Genomic DNA, 16,462 nt, shown 5'->3' with positions numbered 1-16,462 from the left:
TATTACGGACTATTCTCTCCGTTCGAGCCGTCGGTACTGACACAACGGTTATGTTCCCGGATACCGTGATATCAGTTAGCATGGGCTCTACACAGGCGAGCGCTGGCGTCTACCGGCTCGGGGAGCCGGAGTTCCAGCGGGGGTGCTCTGATGTCGGCTGTGCGGCCGTCGACGCGCTGTCCTCACAGGCGGTGCTGGTGGCGACGGCGACGGTGACGTGCCTCGCACTGGCCGCGCTGACGTTTCTGCACTCCGCGCGGGAGGCGGGCGAGGAGGAGCGATCACGCGTCACCGAAGAGCGCTCGGCGCTCGAACGGTTCCAACGGCGCGTTCAGAAGCTGTCGGTCGGCGCACAAACGCCGGCTGCGACGGGCAACGGCGGGGCAACGCTGGCCCGGGCCAACGTCGCCGAGACGCACTCCGACCTCCGGGCCGTGAAACAAGCCTACGAGGAGACCGTCATGGCGGTCGATCACTACGACGACGACTACGGCGAACCACTCGCCGAGCATATGAGCGCGGAGTTCGGCGACGACGTGGCAGCGGCCGTCGTCGGCGGCACAGCGCTGACGCCGCCGGTGAAACGCGCGTTGCTCCAGAAGACCGACGCGGCGATCGACGATCGAACGGCGTTCCTGCAGACGCTATCGGAAGAAAGCGACTCGGTGGCTGCGGCGAGCAACGATCTCGGAGCAATCGAGCACCGACTCGAAGGGCTCGAAGACCGGCAGTGCCTCCAGCAGTCGTTCCCGGAACTGACCGAGGCGTGGGAGGACCTCGACGACCTCGAAGCCGAGTGCCGAGAGGTGGTGGCTCGGCGACAGGATCAGATCCAGCACAGCGCCGGCGGCGCCGATTGGCGCGACGACGGGCACAGCCTCTGTGCGTATCTCTACGAGCCGCTGCCCGTAACCTATCCCGCGCTGGCCGACGGCACGCTCTTGCTCGATCGCATCCGGACGACGAAAAGGCGAGTCGCCGACGCCCTGACCCGGCGGGTGTAGGTCGCGGGACCGGACGCATCGACGCCGCCCCGTGGCCCGGTTCCGGCATCCAATCACATTTACTTGCGGACCGTGACCATCGGAGCGGATGGACTCTCGTCGGACGTGGACGCTCACGATCTTCCTGTTCGTCGTCGGCGACGCCGTCGCCACGCAGACGCGGGGGCCGTTGCTCCGAAGCTTCCAGTCGTCGTTCGGGGTCTCTGAAGCCCTGCTCGGACTCGTGGCGCCGGCGGGGACGATCGGCTTCGTCGTGGCGATCCTCGGCGTCGGCTTCGTCACCGGCCGGATCGACCTTCGGTGGACGCTACTTGCCGGCGCGCTGGCGACGGGGCTGGCGCTGTTTGCGATGAGCGTCGCGCCGATCTACGTCCTGTTTCTGATCGCGCTGGTGGGGCAAGGCGCCGCCGCCGGGGCGTTTCGGGGCGGCGACCGACCGATCCTGAGCCACCTCTTTCCGGCCCGCCGCGGGCGGGTGTTCAGCCTCTACGCGCTGGCGTGGGCGATCGGCGCCGTCGCCGGGCCGCTTGCTGTCACGGCTGTGCTCGCTGTCGCCGACTGGCGCGTGACCTACGCCCTGCTGGGGCTGTGGTTCCTGCCGCTGGTCGCCGTGCTGTGGCGACTCGACCTGCCCGAGAGCGCGAGCAACGAACGGACGCTCTCGCTGTCCGAGCTCCGGCGGCTGCTCGGCCGGCCGTCGATCTTCGGGGCGACCTCGGCGATGACGCTGATCGGCGCGATCGAGGGGATCGTGTTCACGTGGCTTCCGTACTACGCGTCGACGCTGATCGCGCGCGATCTGGCCAACGCCCTGCTGTCGGTGTACCTGCTCGCGTACATCCCCGGCCGGATGGCGAACACGTGGCTGATCGACCGGACCCGATATCTCCCCCTCGCGCTCGCGTTGACCGTGCTGTCGATCCCGACGCTCGCGGTCGCGTTCGCGGGCATCTCCGGACCGGCGCTGTTCGCCGCAGTGTTCGTCGCCGGCCTCTGTGTCTCGGGGCTCTTCCCGACGGTGCTGTCCTACGGCGTCGACGCCGAACCCGAGTACAGCGGTCCGATCAACGCGCTGACGACCGGCGGAACGTATCTCGGCATCGCGCTGGCGCCGCCGATCGTCGGGTGGCTCGCCGAACGGGCGGGCGTCCAGACGGCGATGTATCTCACGGTCGCGCTGACCGTCGGACTGCTCGTGGTGACGGCGGCGACGTGGGCCGTCGCGGGGCATCCGGAGGGAACGTGAGGGGCTGGCAACGAGAGCATGAGCGGCCGTCCGAAAAGTCAATCTCGATAACGAAAACGGTCAAAAGGGCTCCCGTGGCGGCCTAGCATGCGATGTCACTAGCAGAAATCTCATCCGAAATCGACCACCTGAACGACGCCGAACGGGACTGCTTAGAGAACTGCTTCGAGGCCGCAGAGACCTGCGAGTGGTGCGCAGACGAGTGCCTCGACGAGGACGAGGACATGGCGCGGTGCATCCGGCTCTGTCGAGACGTAGCCGACATCGCCAGCATGCACGCTCGCTTTATGGCCCGCGAGTCCGGTTACAGCCAGCATCTCGCAGACGTGTGCGCCGAGGTCTGTGAAGAATGCGCCGAGGAGTGCGAGCGCCACGACCACCACCACTGTCAGGTCTGTGCCGACGTGGTCCGGGAGTGCGCCGAGAGCTGCCGAGAAATGGCGTCGTAAACCGGATCCGAAACCGCGTCGAGACGGAGCGATCAGAACGTGCGGCGGTCACTTTTTTGCAACTGCGCCGACGATAAGTGCTCTCGAACTCAGGGGCGGTAGTCGGTGTCCGCGGAGAACGGTGGGATCGCAGACGTCCGCTGTGCGATCCACGAGAGCCGAAGGACGAAGGCAAAAAGGATCGCCAGCGGCGCGAATCCCAGAGGAACCGTAACGGCGACGAGCGCGGCGTACAGCGACGCCGAGGCGGGAGTGACATAGCCGGCGTTGTACACCAGCAGGGAGAGCCCGCTGGCCGCTATCGCGGGGACACCGACGTACAGGAGCACCCGAGAGAGGTAGGCAAGTTCCTTCTGGACGTAGATCGTCCGGAAGTAGTTGCGGGCGACATCGATCTGGAGCAGCGCGTCCCTGATACGCTCCAAGCGCACCGGCAACGTATCGGGCAGCGAGTCGTCACAACCCGCCCGCACCCGTTCGATGTCGTTTAATTGCTCCGCGTGGGTCGTCGACAGCGTCGCGCCGATGACGGCGAAGATGGAGTCGGCCTCGTCGTCGAGCGTCCGATTGACTCGCCGGATGTCGCGCCGCAGAGAGTCGGTCACGGAACTGAGCCGTCGGTCGGCGTCGGCGTCGTCAACATCGTGCAGCATCTCCTCGACGGCGTCGACCTCGTCGGCGACGCTCTCGTGGAGGTGCCGGAGGAACGCCCCGGGCGATTTGGGCGTCACGCTCGCCGCAGTGGTCTCCTCGACCTCCGACCGGAAATTGAGCGTCGCATCGACGCGCTGTCTGAGCGTCCCCGGATCGCCCAGCTCCCGCGATAGGACGAGTTGGTTGATCGAAAGCACGACCGTCAGCAGTGTCAGGTTGCCCGTAAGCAGCGAGCTGTACACGAAGTTCATCGGACTCCGAGGTAAGACGGCCGCGACGCCGAACGTCCACAGGATCGCCAGCGTCGCCGCCGTGATCACCGCGACGACGCCCGCAGCCAACAGAAGTCGGTTCCCCGACAGGAGCAGCCAGTACATCACACCCTCGGTTCCGGGAGGGGATCTGGAGTCGCTCACTCACGCCTGTACGACGCCAGCAGTGAAAGGAGTGGTGTCGGCCGTACGCCTGTAATGCGTAGGCGGGACAGCCCGGTCGCTACTCGTGACCCGACACGCGCACCGGCTCGTAGGGCTCTTCGAGATACGCCATATCGCCCTCGGACAGCGAGATCGAGAGCGCTTCGACGGCGTCTTCGAGGTGCTCGACGCTCGTGGTGCCGACGATCGGCGCGTCGACCCAGTCCTTGTGGAGCAGCCACGCCAGCGCGATCTGGGCCATCGTGACGCCTTTCTCGGCGGCGAGTTCGGCGACGCGCTCGTTGATTTCGGGGCCGCCACCCTCGCGGTAGGGATGCTCGTAGAGATACTCCTCGTTCTCGCCCAGATCGATCGCGCGCTCGATTATCTCGCGGCTTTCGTCCTCGTCGAGGACCTACTCGCGCCAGTCGCTCGATCCGAAGCTCATACAGCCCAGACAGATCCGGCTGACATCCATCCCGGTCGATCCCAGCGTGGTGTACTCCATACCGATGGTTGCACGACCGGGTGCAAAAACGTCCGTCTGCCGGAAATCGGCCTACGCTCGGTCGGGAGCGACCGAGACACAAGAGCCCGAGTCGGCCGATCGGTAGATGGCGTCGATCACGCGCTGGACGGTCAGGGCCTCGTCGACGGTGTTCAGCGGCGGCGCCTCGCCGCCGACGGCGTCGAGGAACTGCTTTGCCGACCCCTCCCAGCCGGCGTGGTCCAGCGACGCGCCGGACATCGTCGACTCGCGGAGATGGTCGGTGCCCGCACGGCCCGCGTCGAAGACGGTCAGCTCGTCGCCGCCGAGTTCGAGCCGCGCACCGGCGTCGGTGCCGCGGGCGACGACTTCCTGTGACTCGGGCTCGTTTGCGGCCCACGCGACCTCCAGCGAGATCGTCCGGTCGTCGGCACAGCGGATCGTCGCCGTCGCGGAGTCCTCGACGTCGAAGACGGCGTCCTCGGTCTCGTCGTACCAGTCACCGGGATCGACGTAGTCCTCGCGGTCGCCGAACTGGCTCCGCGTGACCGCGAACACCTCCTCGACGCGGGGATAGCCCATGAGATACAGCGCGAAGTCGATGGCGTGGACGCCGATGTCGACGACGGCGCCCCCGCCGGAGACGGACTCGTCGGTGAACCACGAGCCGACGCCGGGGATGCCACGGCTGCGGACGTAGTTCGCCCGAACGTGGCTGATCTTGCCGAAGCGTCCTTCGGACTGGTAGCCGGTGAACATCTCCGCGGCGGGCGAGAACCGATTGTGGAAGTTGACGGCGCAAAACCCGTCCGAGTCGTCTGCGGCGGCGGCGATCCGCTCGGCGCTGTCGAGCGTATCGGCCAGCGGCTTCTCGCAGAGCACGTCGATGTCGCGTTCGAGCGCGCCGACGGCCGCCGACTCGTGGTAGGCGTTCGGCGTCGAGACGGCGACGGCGTCTAACGCCTCGGCGTCGTACATCTCGTCGACGTCCTCGTAGGTCGCCGCGTCGTACGTCGCTGCGAACGCCTCGCGGGCGTCGGGGTCGAGGTCGGTTCCGGCGACGACCTCGTGGCCGAGCTCCTCGGCGTTTGTCGCGTGCGTCTGTCCCATAAATCCGAGCCCGACGACGCCGAGCCGGACCGCGTCCTGTTCTGTCATCGGATCGTACTCTGGGCGGTGATACTGAAATACCTAGGTGCGAGGCAGAGAGCGATGGTGAGGTGAGCTTGGGAGGGCTCGCGAACTTCCGGGAGAGCACAGCTCTCCCGTACTCTCGTTCGTTCGCATCGCTCACTCACGAGAGCCTGCGGGTTCGGAGCGTTCCGAGCACTTTCTCACGGAGCTGTCGCTCACACGAGGTTCGCGACGTGTGTGAGAAAGTGCCCGGGGAGGGCTCCGAACCCTCGATCTCCGCATGTCCCAGGTTCGAGGCTCGGCAGTCCTCGTACGGACATGAGAGGCTTCCAAGGCGAGCCGCACCGAAGCTCAGAACCCTATGAGTGCGGCGCTATGTCCAGCTAAGCCACCCGGGCTCGACTCGGAGTTGTCCGGTGATTACCTTTAAGCTTCTCATCTCCGGCGGGCGAGCGTGTGAGTCTCGCCCGAACGAACCCGTGTCGAACGGCCCGCGGTTTTAAGCTATGGGGGAAAAAGAATGGTGCATGAGCGTACCCGGTGTAGTCGAATCGACACTCGACGGCGAGACGGTCGCCGCGGAAGTGGCACTCGGTGGCGAGGACGTGCTGTACATCACGCCGACGCGAACGCTGATCTACCGGGCCGAAGGGCTGTTGAGCGACGAGACGGTCGAGGAGTACCCTCACGAGGCCGAGCGACTGACCGTCAAGGAGGGACGCCGCAAGACGCGCTTTAGCCTGGAGTACCCACTCGACGGGACCAAGGAGTTCACCCTGCCCTCGAACAGCGCCGAGCGGGCGCTCCACCCGGTGCTGGCGGGGATCATGAACGCCGGCGGCGTCACCGACCCCGGCGAAACGGTCGTCAAGACCTACCGCTTCAGCGAGCTGACGCTGGTCATCACCAGCGAGCGACTGGTCAAGCACATCGGCGAAGTCGTCTGGGACGAGGACTACGAGGAGTTCCACTACGACGACGTGACCGATCTCACCTTCGAGGAGGGCAGCGTCGCCACCCAGATCGTGCTGGAAGTCGACGGCCGCCAGCAGCGTATCAAGGCGCCCAAGGAACACGCCCGCGAAGTGCGCGAGCGGTTGACCCAAGCGCTGTACGGCTACTACGACGTGAACTCGATGGACGAGCTGCGGGCGGCCGTCGCACCCGACGAGACGCTCGACGAGGACGCCGACGCGACCTCGAACGTCGACTTCGGCGAGGGCGTCGACCCGCTCGAAGCCAACCCGCCGGCGCCCGACGACGAGGACCTGACGGACGAGGCGGCCGACGCCGCGGCGTCGAGCACGGACCGCGACGCCGTCGGGGGGGCGAGCGCGACGGCACGGAACGAAGCGGTCGACCAAGCGGACGCGCAAACGGCCTCGAACACGGGGTCCGCGGACGCCACCCAGCAGTCAGCAGCGGCGACCGAGGCGTCGACGAGCCAGCAATCGAAGGCAGCCGAGACGGCGCAAGCGGACGCCAGCGAGGAACGCGGGGAGAGTTCGGAGTCCGAGGAATCGTCGTTCGACTTCGAGGACGCCGGGTTCGAGCCCGCCGAGTCGGACGAGCCAGCGAGCGATCACGACGACCTCGCGGCCGAAGTCGCGGAGCTGCGAGCTGTGGTCGAGCAGCAAAACGAGCGCCTCGACGAGCAGCGCCGCGTCATCGAGCAACTGGTCGAAGAACTCAGTCGCGGCCGGTGACTTTGCGGATGCACGAGGAGCCGAAGGGACCGAGATCACCCGCGTCGAAGCGGATGAAGTGACCGGTCGACAGCCCGGCGCCACAGCGCCGGCACTCGAACTCTCCCTCTTTTTGGACGACTTGGCTCTCGAAGCTGACGTACGTGCGCCCCTGCGGTCGGATGATGCCGTCCTCGCGCTCGATGATGCCGCGCTTTTCGGCGGTGTCGAGGATCTCGCGGGTCGTCGCCGGATGGGTCGTCACCGTCTCGATGCGGTCGACCGCGTCGGCGACGCTCAGCTCCTCGTGTTCGAGCGCGCGGAGCAGTTCGAGTGCCACCTCGACGGGGTCGCCGTCCATGCCTTCTGGCAGTCACTGCACGGCCGAGCGGATTAAGCGTTGCGCGGCGCGGCGACGCCGCGGCGCAAGCGGCGTCCGCCAGCGCCGGGGAAGCAGACTGCCGTCCCGTTGCGCGCCACCAAAAGAGGTTCAAGGGGCGCCCGACATCTCGGGAGTGATGCAACCGGGAACGCGGCGATCGCTGGCGGGCGTCGGCCTGCTCGCCGTCGTCGTCGCCGTCGCGCTGACCGCCTCGCCGGCAGCCGCGGTCGACGCCGTCGACGCCGCAGCGCAGGACCCAGCGACGTTCGTCGCCGTCGTCGCGGCGCTGTATCTCGTTCGCCCGCTCGCGCTGTGGCCGCCGACGCTGGTGGCGGTCGTCGTGGGCTACGGTCTCGGCATCGCCGCGGGCGTCCCGGTTGGGCTCGCCGGGGCAGTCCTCACGTCGGCGCCGCCCTTTTTCGTCGCGCGCTGGATGGGCGAGGGAAGCGACGCGGGGGCGATCGCGCGGCTCGCCGAGATGGGCGGCGGCTACTTCGGCTCGGTCGGCGATCTGCGCGGCGTCGTCGCGGCGCGGTTGGCGCCGATCCCGGCCGACGCCGTGAGCTGTGCGGCGGGGCTATCCGCGATGCGGTTTCGGACGTTCGCGCTCGGCGTGCTCGTGGGCGAGATTCCGTGGACCGTCGCGGCCGTCGTCGTCGGCAGTTCGCTGTCGACGATCACCGCGCGAGGGCTCGGCGGCGTCGGAACGCCGCTGGCAGTCGCCACGACCGCCGCGGCCGCGCTGTTGCTCGCCGGGCCGGCCTACGAGCGCTTCCGAGGTCGGGGCGCAGACATCTAGTTCCAGAACGTATCCGCGCAGTCCATGATGACGCCGTGTTGCGGGCAGACGTACTTGCAGTGGCGCTTGTACAGCGGCTCCTCACAGATCGGGCAGGGGCGACCGCCCGCGGCGCCGTCCTCGGCCATACCCACCGAAATGGTGCCGAGCGCCTTGTGTCTTCTCGGCGAGGACGAGCAGTGCGACGACGCCGTAATACAATCTGAGTTGATCTACTGAAATTGTAGTAGAAACCTTTATGTCGATCCCGACAGCACAACCGATAGAGTCGAACGCGACGCTCGGGGATGCAGTCAGTGTCCACAGTGGCGACGCTGGCCGGCAGACTGCGACGCCGCCGCCGAGGCGACGACCGTCGCTGACGAAGCGGCGTGACGACCGCGACCGCACTGGCCCGGCCCGTCGATAGTGGCGACGCTGTCGATCTGATGGACGGCACCCGAGCGTCGCACATTCGACCGTACGACAGCTATGAGCCAACACGCGACATCTACGACCGACGAGATCCGTTCGATCGTCGAACGGGCGAGCGACGACTTCGAGGACGTGCTGCCCGACGAGACCGTCGAGGACATCGTCTCGACGGCCGAGCGCAACCTCTACGCGGGCGCGCCCCGCGAGGAGATCTACGAGGGCGTCCTGCAGGTGCTGACCGCCCGGATCGAACGCGAGCCCGAATACAAGCGCGTCGCCGCCGCGGTGTTCCGAGCGCGCTACTGCGAGGAGATTCTCGGTGAGGACCTTTCCGGGGACGCCCTCGATTCGGCCTACCGCGACTCGCTGGGCGAACTGATCGACCGCGGCATCGAGGCCGACCTGCTCGACGAGCGGATGGCCGAGCGCTTCGACATCGAGGGACTCGCCGCGGCGCTGGAACCGGACCGAGACGAGTTGTTCGAGTACATGGCGCTCGATACGCTGTATCAGCGGTACTTCCTCAAGACCGCCGACGGCGAGCGCCTCGAACTGCCACAGGTGTTCTGGATGCGGGTTGCGATGGGACTGGCGCTGGAGGAAGACGACCCGCAGGCCCGCGCCGTGGAGTTCTACGAAGTCCTCTCGAAACTGGAGTTCACGCCGTCCTCGCCGACGCTGTTCCACAGCGGGACGACCCATCCGCAGCTATCTTCGTGTTACCTGACGACCATCGAGGACGATCTGGAGGGGATCTTCGAGGCGTACAAGCACCACGCCGTCCTCTCGAAGTGGAGCGGCGGGCTGGGCAACGACTGGACGAACCTCCGGGCCGACGGCGCGCTCATCGAATCGACGGGCGTCGAGTCGACCGGGACGGTGCCGTTCCTCCGGATCAGCAACGACGTGACCGCGGCGATCAACCGCTCGGGCAAGCGCCGCGGCGCGGCCTGTGGCTATCTGGAGTGCTGGCATCTGGACTTCGAGTCGTTCCTCGATCTCAAGCGCAACACCGGCGACGAGCGCCGGCGGACGCCCGACATGAACACGGCCGCGTGGGTGCCCGACCTGTTCATGGAGCGCGTCGAGGCCGACGAGGAGTGGACGCTGTTTTCGCCCGACGAAGTGCCCGAGCTCCACGAGACCTACGGCGAGGACTTCGCCGATATCTACCGCAAGTACGAAGAGCAGGCCGACAACGGCGAACTCCGGCAGTACGAGCGCGTCGACGCCGCCGAGCTGTGGCGGACGATGCTGACCCGGCTGTTCGAGACGGGCCACCCGTGGATCACGTTCAAGGATCCCTGCAACATCGGCAGCCCGCAAGACCACGCCGGCGTCGTCCACTCGTCGAACCTCTGTACCGAGATCACGCTCAACACGAGCGCCGACGAGCACGCGGTCTGTAACCTCGGGAGCGTGAACCTCGCCACGCACGTCGAGGAGGGGAATGGAGACGACAGCCCCGGCGAGCGCGGCGACGCCGAACTCGACCGCGATCGCCTCGCCGAGACGATCGAGACGGCGACGCGCATGCTCGACAACGTCGTCGACCTCTGTTTCTACCCGACCGACGAGGCCGAAGCGTCGAACATGCGTCATCGACCCGTCGGACTCGGGACGATGGGCTTTCACGACGCACTCATGCAACTCGGCGTCCCGATGGGCGGCGAGGACGCCGTCGAGTACGCCAACCGCTGGCAGGAGTTCGTCTCGTATCACACCATCCTGAACTCCTCGAAGCTCGCGGCCGAACGGGGCACCTACGAGTCCTACGAGGGCTCGAAGTGGGACCGGGGCATTCTGCCACAGGACACCGTCGACCTGCTCGAACGCGAGCGGAGCCAGCGAGTGCCCACAGAGCGCGAGGAGACGCTGGACTGGGACGCCGTCCGCGAGCACGTCGAGACCCACGGGATGCGCAACTCCAACACGATGGCGATCGCGCCGACGGCGACGATCTCGACGATCAACGGGACGACGCCGTCGATCGAGCCGGTGTACTCGAACCTCTACGTCAAGTCCAACATGAGCGGGGACTTCACCGTGATCAACGATCAGCTCGTCGAGGACCTGCAGGCCCGCGACCTCTGGGACGACGAGCTGGTCGACCAGCTCAAGTACCACGACGGCTCGATCCAAGAGATCGACCGCGTTCCCGACGAGCTCAAGGAACTGTACCGCGGCGCGTTCGAGATCGACCCGCGCCACCAGCTCCGGCTCACCGCCCACCGCCAGACGTGGATCGACCAGTCGGTGTCCCACAACGTCTTTTTCCCCTCGACCGACGGCTCGATGCTCGACGACATCTACCGGACGGCGTGGCGACTGGGTCTGAAGACGACGTACTACCTTCGGACGCTGGGCGCCTCCCAGATCGAGAAGTCGACGCTGGACATGGACGAGTACGGCAAGACACAGCACCGCGACGGCGGGACGGGCAGTGATGCCGACGCGACGGCGCGCCCGGCGTCGGACAGCACTGACGGCGATGCCGATTCGTCGTCGAGAGCCGACGGCGGCTCGGCGCCGCCGTCCGACGGCGATGCGGCCGCGGCGTCCGGCGGCGATTCCACAACGGCATCGAGCGACGACGAACTCTGTGCCGTCGAGGACCCGACCTGCGACGCCTGCCAGTGATCAAATCGAACCCAACACTCTCCAACCATGCCGATTCTCAACCACGACGCCGAACACGACCCGAACAAGATACTGCCGATCGACTACGACTGGGCCCGCGAGTACTACGAGGCCGGCGTCGCCAACAACTGGGTGCCCGCCGAGGTGCCGATGCAAGACGACGTTTCCCAGTGGAACGGCGACGAACTCACCGACGCCGAGCGCCGGCTCGTCGAGTGGAACCTCGGCTTCTTTTCGACGGCCGAGTCGCTGACCGCGAACAACATCGTGCTGGCGCTGTACGAGTACGTCACGGCGCCGGAGTGTCGCCAGTACCTGCTCCGGCAGGCCTACGAGGAGGCGATCCACACGGACACGTTCATCTACTGCTGTGACTCGCTGGGGTTCGACCCCGAGTACATGTACGGCATGTACGACCGCATCCCCGCCATCGAACGCAAAGACGACTTCGTCGTCGATCTCACGCAGGCGATCGACCGGGACGACTTCTCGATTGAGACGACCGAGGACGTTCGCGCGCTCCTCCGGGACCTCGTCGGCTTTTACGTCATCATGGAGGGGATCTTCTTCTACGCCGGCTTCGCCATGATGCTCGGGCTCAAGCGCCAGAACAAGATGGTCGGCGTCGGCGAGCAGTTCGAGTACATCATGCGCGACGAGTCGCTCCACGTCGGCTTCGGCGTCGACCTGATCGAGCAGATCCGCGCCGAACAGCCCGATGTCTGGACCGACGAGTTCGAGGCCGAACTGCGCGAGCAGATCACGACGGCGGTCGACCTCGAACAGGCCTACGCCGAGGCCGCCTGCCCCGACGAAATCCTCGGGATGGGTCCCGAACAGTTCGCCGAGTACGTCGAGTACGTCGCCGACCGCCGGCTCGCACAGTTGGAGATGCCCGACGAGTACGGCACCGCGAACCCCTTCGACTGGATGAGCGAACAGGTCGATCTCAACAAGGAGAAGAACTTCTTCGAGAGCCAAGTCACGGAGTACCAATCGGGCGGCTCGCTCGACTGGTAGCTCACACCGATCTCGCGGGGCTCACTCCCGGCTCGGAAGCCGCGTCACCCGCCCCGGCGTCGTGTGGAACTCCCAGACGCGCCGATGCTCACCGGCGGGACGCACGCGGTCGACCTGTCGGAGGCCGCGCTTGACACAGCCCCACCACGAATCGGCCGTCTCGTAGCCCGCCGGCCGCTCGTCGTACAGCGCGTCGACGAAATCCGAGCGCCGGGCTTGCTCGCGCTCGCGCAACAGCGCCAGCGCCGCCCCCACTGCGCTCCGGCGTCGCTCGACGAGCGCGGCGTCGTGGCCCGGCACCGCCAGCTCGTCGAGGTCGGTGATCTCCTCGCCCGGCCGGTCGCTGTCGGCGCTGGGAAGGGTGGCGTCCGAGCGGTAGGTCAACCCGCTCTCGGGGCTGCCCTGCAGTTGGGACCCCATCTCGACCACCGCCTCGCGGGCGAAGGCATCGAGGCGCTCGCCCTCGACGCCGGCGAGTTCGGTCGCCAACTCGTTCACCGAGTCGTCGGTGATACGCGCCTCGCCCGGCGCGAGATTGTGCTCGACGGCCTCTGCATCGTCGGCCGCGGTGGCGCGCGCATCGTCGGCGTCCTGATCGCGGCCGGACGCATCGCCGTCCGACGCATCGGAGGTCGGCTCCCGAGTGTCGGCATCCGCATCGAGTTTCGCCTCTAGCTCTTCGACGCGGTCGGCGTACGCCGAGAGCGTCCGGTCGCGGTCCGATCCGGTGTCGATACTCGTCCGGTGGTCGAGAATCCAGCGCAGATACGCCTCGCGGGACTCGAAGCCAAGTAGATCGCGTTCGGTGTCGAGCTTTCGGAGCACCGACTCGGAAACGTCGATACGGAGCGACGGCATCTACGGTCGCATAGAGCGACCCAATTAAAAAGCGCACTGGCACGTCAGACGGTCGTCTGACGCCGTCCTGTTAGCGATTCGACCGGATTCAGCACTCCGACCAGCCACAAGACTCGCAGGTCTTGCAGCCTTCGGAGTAGTACAGCGAGAGCGAGCCACAGTCGGGACACTCGGGGCTCTCGCCGGCGTCGATCAGATCTTGGGACGCCGAGGTCTGCTCGGCGTCGCCCTCGGCGGCCGCGACGCCGCCGTCGGGTTCGGTCTCGGCAGCGGCGTCACGCGCTTCTGCCTCGTCTTCGAGTTCGGTGAGGCTCTGTTGCTGAGGATAGGCCTTCTCGATCTCGCCGTCGAGATACCGGCGCATCGCGGTGCCGACGGCGTCGGGGATCGACTGGATCTGCTCGCCCTTGTCCCAGGCGACCTTCGGCGACCGGATGCCCTGCAGTTCGTCGGCGATCTCCTCGGGGTCGACGCCCGAGCGCAGCGCCGTCGAGATCGTCTTGGCCAGCGCCTCGGTGAAGGAGGCGGTGAAGCCGCCGGAGTTGCCGATGTTGGCAAAGAGCTCGAACGGCCGGCCGTCCTCGTCCTCGTTGATGTTGACGTAGAGCTTGCCGTAGCCCGTGTCGATGCGCTGGGTGACGCCGTGGAGCACGTCGGGACGCGCGCGCTTTTTCGCGTACTGCTCGGCGAGATCGGTGTCGCCGTCGGCGAGATCGACCAGTTCCTCGACCTGTCGGTCGAGTGCGGCCTGCACGTCCTCGTTCTCGAGGAAGCCCTCGATGCCGCCGAACACGTCCTGAATCTGTTCGATCAGCGCTTCTGCGGCCTCGGACTCGTCGGCGAAGTCGGTGTTCTTCGCGCGCGTGGTCAGCACCTGCTTGCTGCGGGTGCCGTCGCGGTAGTAGGTGACGCCCTTGCCGCCGTGGTCGTAGATGTACTCGAACACGTCTTGGGCGTCCGCGACCGTCGAGTCGTTGGGCGCGTTGACGGTCTTCGAGATCGCCGAGTCGACGCCTTCCTGACAGGCGACCTGCACGCCGGCGTGCTGTTTGGCCGAGAGGTCGCCGGTGGTGACGAACAGCTCGCCGACCGCGTCCGGGACCGTCGAGAGGCCGGCGACGCCGTCGAAGGCGTTGTTGGCCATCTGCTCTTGGGCCTCTTGCTTGACCGCCTCGACGTCGAGGTCGTTCTCCTCCAGAACGCGGAGGAAGTAGTCGTCGAACTCGACGAGCATCTCGTCGCCCTGCACGTCGTCGGAGACGTTCTTGTAGTAGGCGACGTTGTAGATGGGTTCGCAACCGCCCGTGGTGTTGCCGACCATCGAGGTCGTCCCGGTGGGGGCGATCGTCGTCGTGTTGTGGTTGCGCACGGCGAAGCCGTCTTCCCACTCGTCGGCGTCGAGACCGGTCTGGCGCTCGAACCACTCGCGGTACTCGGTGGGGTTCGCGTACTTCGAGTTGTCCCACTCGTCGAAGGAGCCGCGTTCCTCGGCGAGTTCGTGGGAGGCCCACTTCGAGCCGTGGTTGATGTGGCGCATGACCTGCCGAGCGATCTCGTTGCCCTCGTCGCTACCGTACTCGACGCCGAGCTGGATGTACAGCTGAGCCAGACCCATGACGCCGAGGCCGATCTTGCGCATCTCCCGGACCTTCTGCTCGATCTTCTCGACCGGGAAGTCAGACATCGTAACGACGTTTTCGAGGAATCGGGTGCCCATCTCGATCCGGCGGTCGAACTCCTCGAAGTCGACGGCCTCCTCCAAGAACGCGTCGACGGCGGCCTCGATGCTGTCGTACTCGTCGGCGTGCTCGGCCGACCAGACGCGCCAGTCGGGCGCCTGCTGATCTGCGAGCGTCGAGAGGTTGATGTGCCCGAGGTTACAGGCCTCGTACTCTTCGAGGGGCTGCTCGCCGCAAGGGTTCGTGGCGAGGATCCGGTGGTCGGGGTGTTCCTCGACGTCGAAGGAGTGTTCCTTGTTGACGCGTTCGAGGTAGATCACGCCGGGTTCGCCGTTCTCGTGGGCGCCCTCGACGATGTCGTCCCAGAGTTCTTGGGCCGGAATCGACAGTTCCTCGCCGACCTCGACGTGCTCGCCGAGCCCGAACATGTCGTACAGTTCCTTGGTCTCGGGGGTGGCGATGTGGGGCTCGCCGGTGCGGGGGTTGGTGAACGTGAACTCCTCGCCGGCTTTCAGCGCCTCCATGAAGGCGTCGGTGACGCCGACGGAGATGTTGAAGTTCGAGAGGTGGCCCTCGACGGCGTTACGAAGGTGCTTGGGAACCTTGCCCTCGTCGTCGATGAGTTCGCGGGCCTCCTCTAAGGCGTCCTCGAAGGAGTTGTGCGTGAAGTCGTCGGGGTCGTTCAGGCGCAGCGTCTCGGCCAGCGAGACGTCCTTGTTCTTCGCGTGGATGAACTGGATGACATCGGGGTGAGAGACGCGCATGACGCCCATCTGGGCGCCGCGCCGGGCGCCACCCTGTGCGATCGTCTCGCACATCTGGTCGTACGTGCGCATGAACGTGATCGGCCCCGACGCGATGCCGCCGGTCGAGCCGACGGCGTCGCCGTAGGGGCGCAGTCGCCAGAAGGCATAGCCCATGCCGCCGCCGCTCTGGAAGACCTGTGCGGCCTCCTTTGCGGTCTGGTGGATGTCGTCGATGTCGTCTTCGGGCGAGTCGACGAAACACGCAGACAGTTGCTGGAGTTCGTCGCCGGCGTTCATAAGGGTCGGCGAGTTCGGCATGAAGTCGAGATTCTCCATCATGCCCTGGAACTCCTCGGAGATGTTCTCGACGTGCGTTTGAATGTCGTCGGGGAGTTCGGGGACGACGGTGTCGTAGGCGAACTTGTTGACGTTGTAGATAGAGAGCGTCGCCTCGGCGTCGTCGTCCGCGGTAGTGCCCTTGCCGAAGACCTCCGCGGCGAGTTCGTCGCGGCGGGGATGGTCGGGCTTGAGCTGGTCGGGCGTGACCGTGATCTCGGTGTCCTGATTGCGCGCCTCGTAGACGGCTTCCGCGAGCGCGATGTTCTTTCCGACGCGCTCGAAGAGATCCTCTTGGGATTCGATCAGTTCGCCGTCGGCGTCCTTACGAAGGTACCGGGCCGGCAGGATGTTCTCGTAGGCGTTCCCGGTCAGCCGTTCTTCCAGCGTGTCGCCGTCGGTGCGCTTGATCGGCAGGGTCAGCTCGTCGGCGGTCAGTTCGGCGTCGCTCATGCGGCGCCCACCTCGGGCGCGTCACGATACTCTCGTGCGGTTTTGTGGGTTGTGTGCGTC

General features: G+C 66.5%; 13 protein-coding genes, 1 tRNA gene and 1 pseudogene. 7 read left to right on the top strand and 8 right to left on the bottom strand.

Features of this window, described 5'->3' with window-relative positions:
• Positions 1–80: 80 nt before the first annotated feature.
• From CRO01_RS14395 to CRO01_RS14385, 3 genes are all read left to right on the top strand, one after another.
• On the top strand, positions 81–1,004 hold the full coding sequence (locus CRO01_RS14395; RefSeq protein WP_097009866.1) for a DUF7260 family protein: 924 nt from the start codon (positions 81–83) through the stop codon (positions 1,002–1,004).
• Between the two features lie 88 nt (positions 1,005–1,092).
• Entirely contained in the window at positions 1,093–2,250 is a 1,158-nt protein-coding gene (locus tag CRO01_RS14390) for an MFS transporter (protein ID WP_097009865.1), read from the top strand.
• 92 nt (positions 2,251–2,342) lie between these two features.
• Positions 2,343–2,699, top strand: coding sequence for a four-helix bundle copper-binding protein (locus tag CRO01_RS14385; protein ID WP_097009864.1), 357 nt, complete (start codon positions 2,343–2,345; stop codon positions 2,697–2,699).
• 89 nt (positions 2,700–2,788) lie between these two features.
• On the opposite strand, the gene CRO01_RS14380 is transcribed toward CRO01_RS14385, so the two are convergent.
• From CRO01_RS14380 to CRO01_RS14365, 4 genes and pseudogenes are all read right to left on the bottom strand, one after another.
• Positions 2,789–3,769 (bottom strand): hypothetical protein, encoded by a 981-nt coding sequence (locus CRO01_RS14380; RefSeq protein ID WP_143824966.1) that lies wholly within the window; start codon positions 3,767–3,769, stop codon positions 2,789–2,791.
• Between the two features lie 79 nt (positions 3,770–3,848).
• Positions 3,849–4,133, bottom strand: a pseudogene (locus CRO01_RS14375) (aldo/keto reductase); the annotation flags it as partial.
• 195 nt (positions 4,134–4,328) lie between these two features.
• Positions 4,329–5,414, bottom strand: coding sequence for a Gfo/Idh/MocA family protein (locus tag CRO01_RS14370; RefSeq protein WP_097009862.1), 1,086 nt, complete (start codon positions 5,412–5,414; stop codon positions 4,329–4,331).
• Between the two features lie 222 nt (positions 5,415–5,636).
• Positions 5,637–5,788, bottom strand: a tRNA-Met gene (locus CRO01_RS14365).
• Between the two features lie 129 nt (positions 5,789–5,917).
• Between CRO01_RS14365 and CRO01_RS14360 the strand changes: the two genes are divergently transcribed.
• Positions 5,918–7,096 carry a DUF7115 domain-containing protein gene (locus CRO01_RS14360; protein WP_097009861.1) on the top strand — a complete coding sequence of 393 codons (1,179 nt, stop codon included), beginning with the start codon at positions 5,918–5,920 and terminating at the stop codon, positions 7,094–7,096.
• Here the strand turns inward: CRO01_RS14360 and CRO01_RS14355 are convergent.
• Complete coding sequence (locus tag CRO01_RS14355) at positions 7,080–7,436, bottom strand: DUF5830 family protein (protein ID WP_097009860.1); 357 nt, start codon at positions 7,434–7,436, stop codon at positions 7,080–7,082. The genes CRO01_RS14360 and CRO01_RS14355 overlap by 17 nt on opposite strands.
• Before the next feature lie 157 nt (positions 7,437–7,593).
• Here CRO01_RS14355 and CRO01_RS14350 point away from each other — a divergent pair, with 157 nt between their 5' ends.
• On the top strand, positions 7,594–8,256 hold the full coding sequence (locus tag CRO01_RS14350) for a TVP38/TMEM64 family protein (RefSeq protein WP_097009859.1): 663 nt from the start codon (positions 7,594–7,596) through the stop codon (positions 8,254–8,256).
• Here the strand turns inward: CRO01_RS14350 and CRO01_RS17040 are convergent.
• Positions 8,253–8,384: an HVO_2523 family zinc finger protein gene (locus tag CRO01_RS17040; RefSeq protein ID WP_259370019.1), complete on the bottom strand. Its 132-nt coding sequence runs from the start codon at positions 8,382–8,384 to the stop codon at positions 8,253–8,255. The two genes, CRO01_RS14350 and CRO01_RS17040, sit on opposite strands and share 4 nt — an antisense overlap.
• 343 nt (positions 8,385–8,727) lie before the next feature.
• On the opposite strand from CRO01_RS17040, the gene CRO01_RS14345 reads away from it, so the two are divergent.
• Positions 8,728–11,310 carry a ribonucleoside-diphosphate reductase subunit alpha gene (locus tag CRO01_RS14345; RefSeq protein WP_097009858.1) on the top strand — a complete coding sequence of 861 codons (2,583 nt, stop codon included), beginning with the start codon at positions 8,728–8,730 and terminating at the stop codon, positions 11,308–11,310.
• Positions 11,311–11,337: 27 nt separating this feature from the next.
• Entirely contained in the window at positions 11,338–12,330 is a 993-nt protein-coding gene (locus CRO01_RS14340) for a ribonucleotide-diphosphate reductase subunit beta (protein WP_097009857.1), read from the top strand.
• Between the two features lie 21 nt (positions 12,331–12,351).
• Here the strand turns inward: CRO01_RS14340 and CRO01_RS14335 are convergent, their stop codons facing one another.
• Positions 12,352–13,188, bottom strand: a complete 837-nt coding sequence (locus CRO01_RS14335; protein WP_097009856.1) for a hypothetical protein — start codon at positions 13,186–13,188, stop codon at positions 12,352–12,354.
• Positions 13,189–13,276: 88 nt separating this feature from the next.
• The gene (locus CRO01_RS14330) at positions 13,277–16,402 is read right to left on the bottom strand and encodes an adenosylcobalamin-dependent ribonucleoside-diphosphate reductase (RefSeq protein ID WP_097009855.1); all 3,126 of its coding nucleotides are present in this window, start codon (positions 16,400–16,402) and stop codon (positions 13,277–13,279) included.
• Positions 16,403–16,462: the final 60 nt, after the last annotated feature.

This window comes from Natronoarchaeum philippinense (assembly GCF_900215575.1).
Classification (GTDB): domain Archaea; phylum Halobacteriota; class Halobacteria; order Halobacteriales; family Natronoarchaeaceae; genus Natronoarchaeum; species Natronoarchaeum philippinense.
This window is presented reverse-complemented; position numbering and strand designations above follow the sequence as displayed.

Excerpts from the sequence above, each read along its gene's own strand:
- CRO01_RS14385 (WP_097009864.1), top strand. The coding sequence starts at position 2,343 with ATGTCACTAGCAGAAATCTCATCCGAAATCGACCACCTGAACGACGCC.
- CRO01_RS14395 (WP_097009866.1), top strand. The coding sequence starts at position 81 with ATGGGCTCTACACAGGCGAGCGCTGGCGTCTACCGGCTCGGGGAGCCG.
- CRO01_RS14335 (WP_097009856.1), bottom strand. The coding sequence starts at position 13,188 with ATGCCGTCGCTCCGTATCGACGTTTCCGAGTCGGTGCTCCGAAAGCTC.
- CRO01_RS14360 (WP_097009861.1), top strand. The coding sequence starts at position 5,918 with ATGAGCGTACCCGGTGTAGTCGAATCGACACTCGACGGCGAGACGGTC.
- CRO01_RS14350 (WP_097009859.1), top strand. The coding sequence starts at position 7,594 with ATGCAACCGGGAACGCGGCGATCGCTGGCGGGCGTCGGCCTGCTCGCC.
- CRO01_RS14390 (WP_097009865.1), top strand. The coding sequence starts at position 1,093 with ATGGACTCTCGTCGGACGTGGACGCTCACGATCTTCCTGTTCGTCGTC.
- CRO01_RS14340 (WP_097009857.1), top strand. The coding sequence starts at position 11,338 with ATGCCGATTCTCAACCACGACGCCGAACACGACCCGAACAAGATACTG.
- CRO01_RS14355 (WP_097009860.1), bottom strand. The coding sequence starts at position 7,436 with ATGGACGGCGACCCCGTCGAGGTGGCACTCGAACTGCTCCGCGCGCTC.
- CRO01_RS14345 (WP_097009858.1), top strand. The coding sequence starts at position 8,728 with ATGAGCCAACACGCGACATCTACGACCGACGAGATCCGTTCGATCGTC.
- CRO01_RS17040 (WP_259370019.1), bottom strand. The coding sequence starts at position 8,384 with ATGGCCGAGGACGGCGCCGCGGGCGGTCGCCCCTGCCCGATCTGTGAG.
- CRO01_RS14330 (WP_097009855.1), bottom strand. The coding sequence starts at position 16,402 with ATGAGCGACGCCGAACTGACCGCCGACGAGCTGACCCTGCCGATCAAG.
- CRO01_RS14370 (WP_097009862.1), bottom strand. The coding sequence starts at position 5,414 with ATGACAGAACAGGACGCGGTCCGGCTCGGCGTCGTCGGGCTCGGATTT.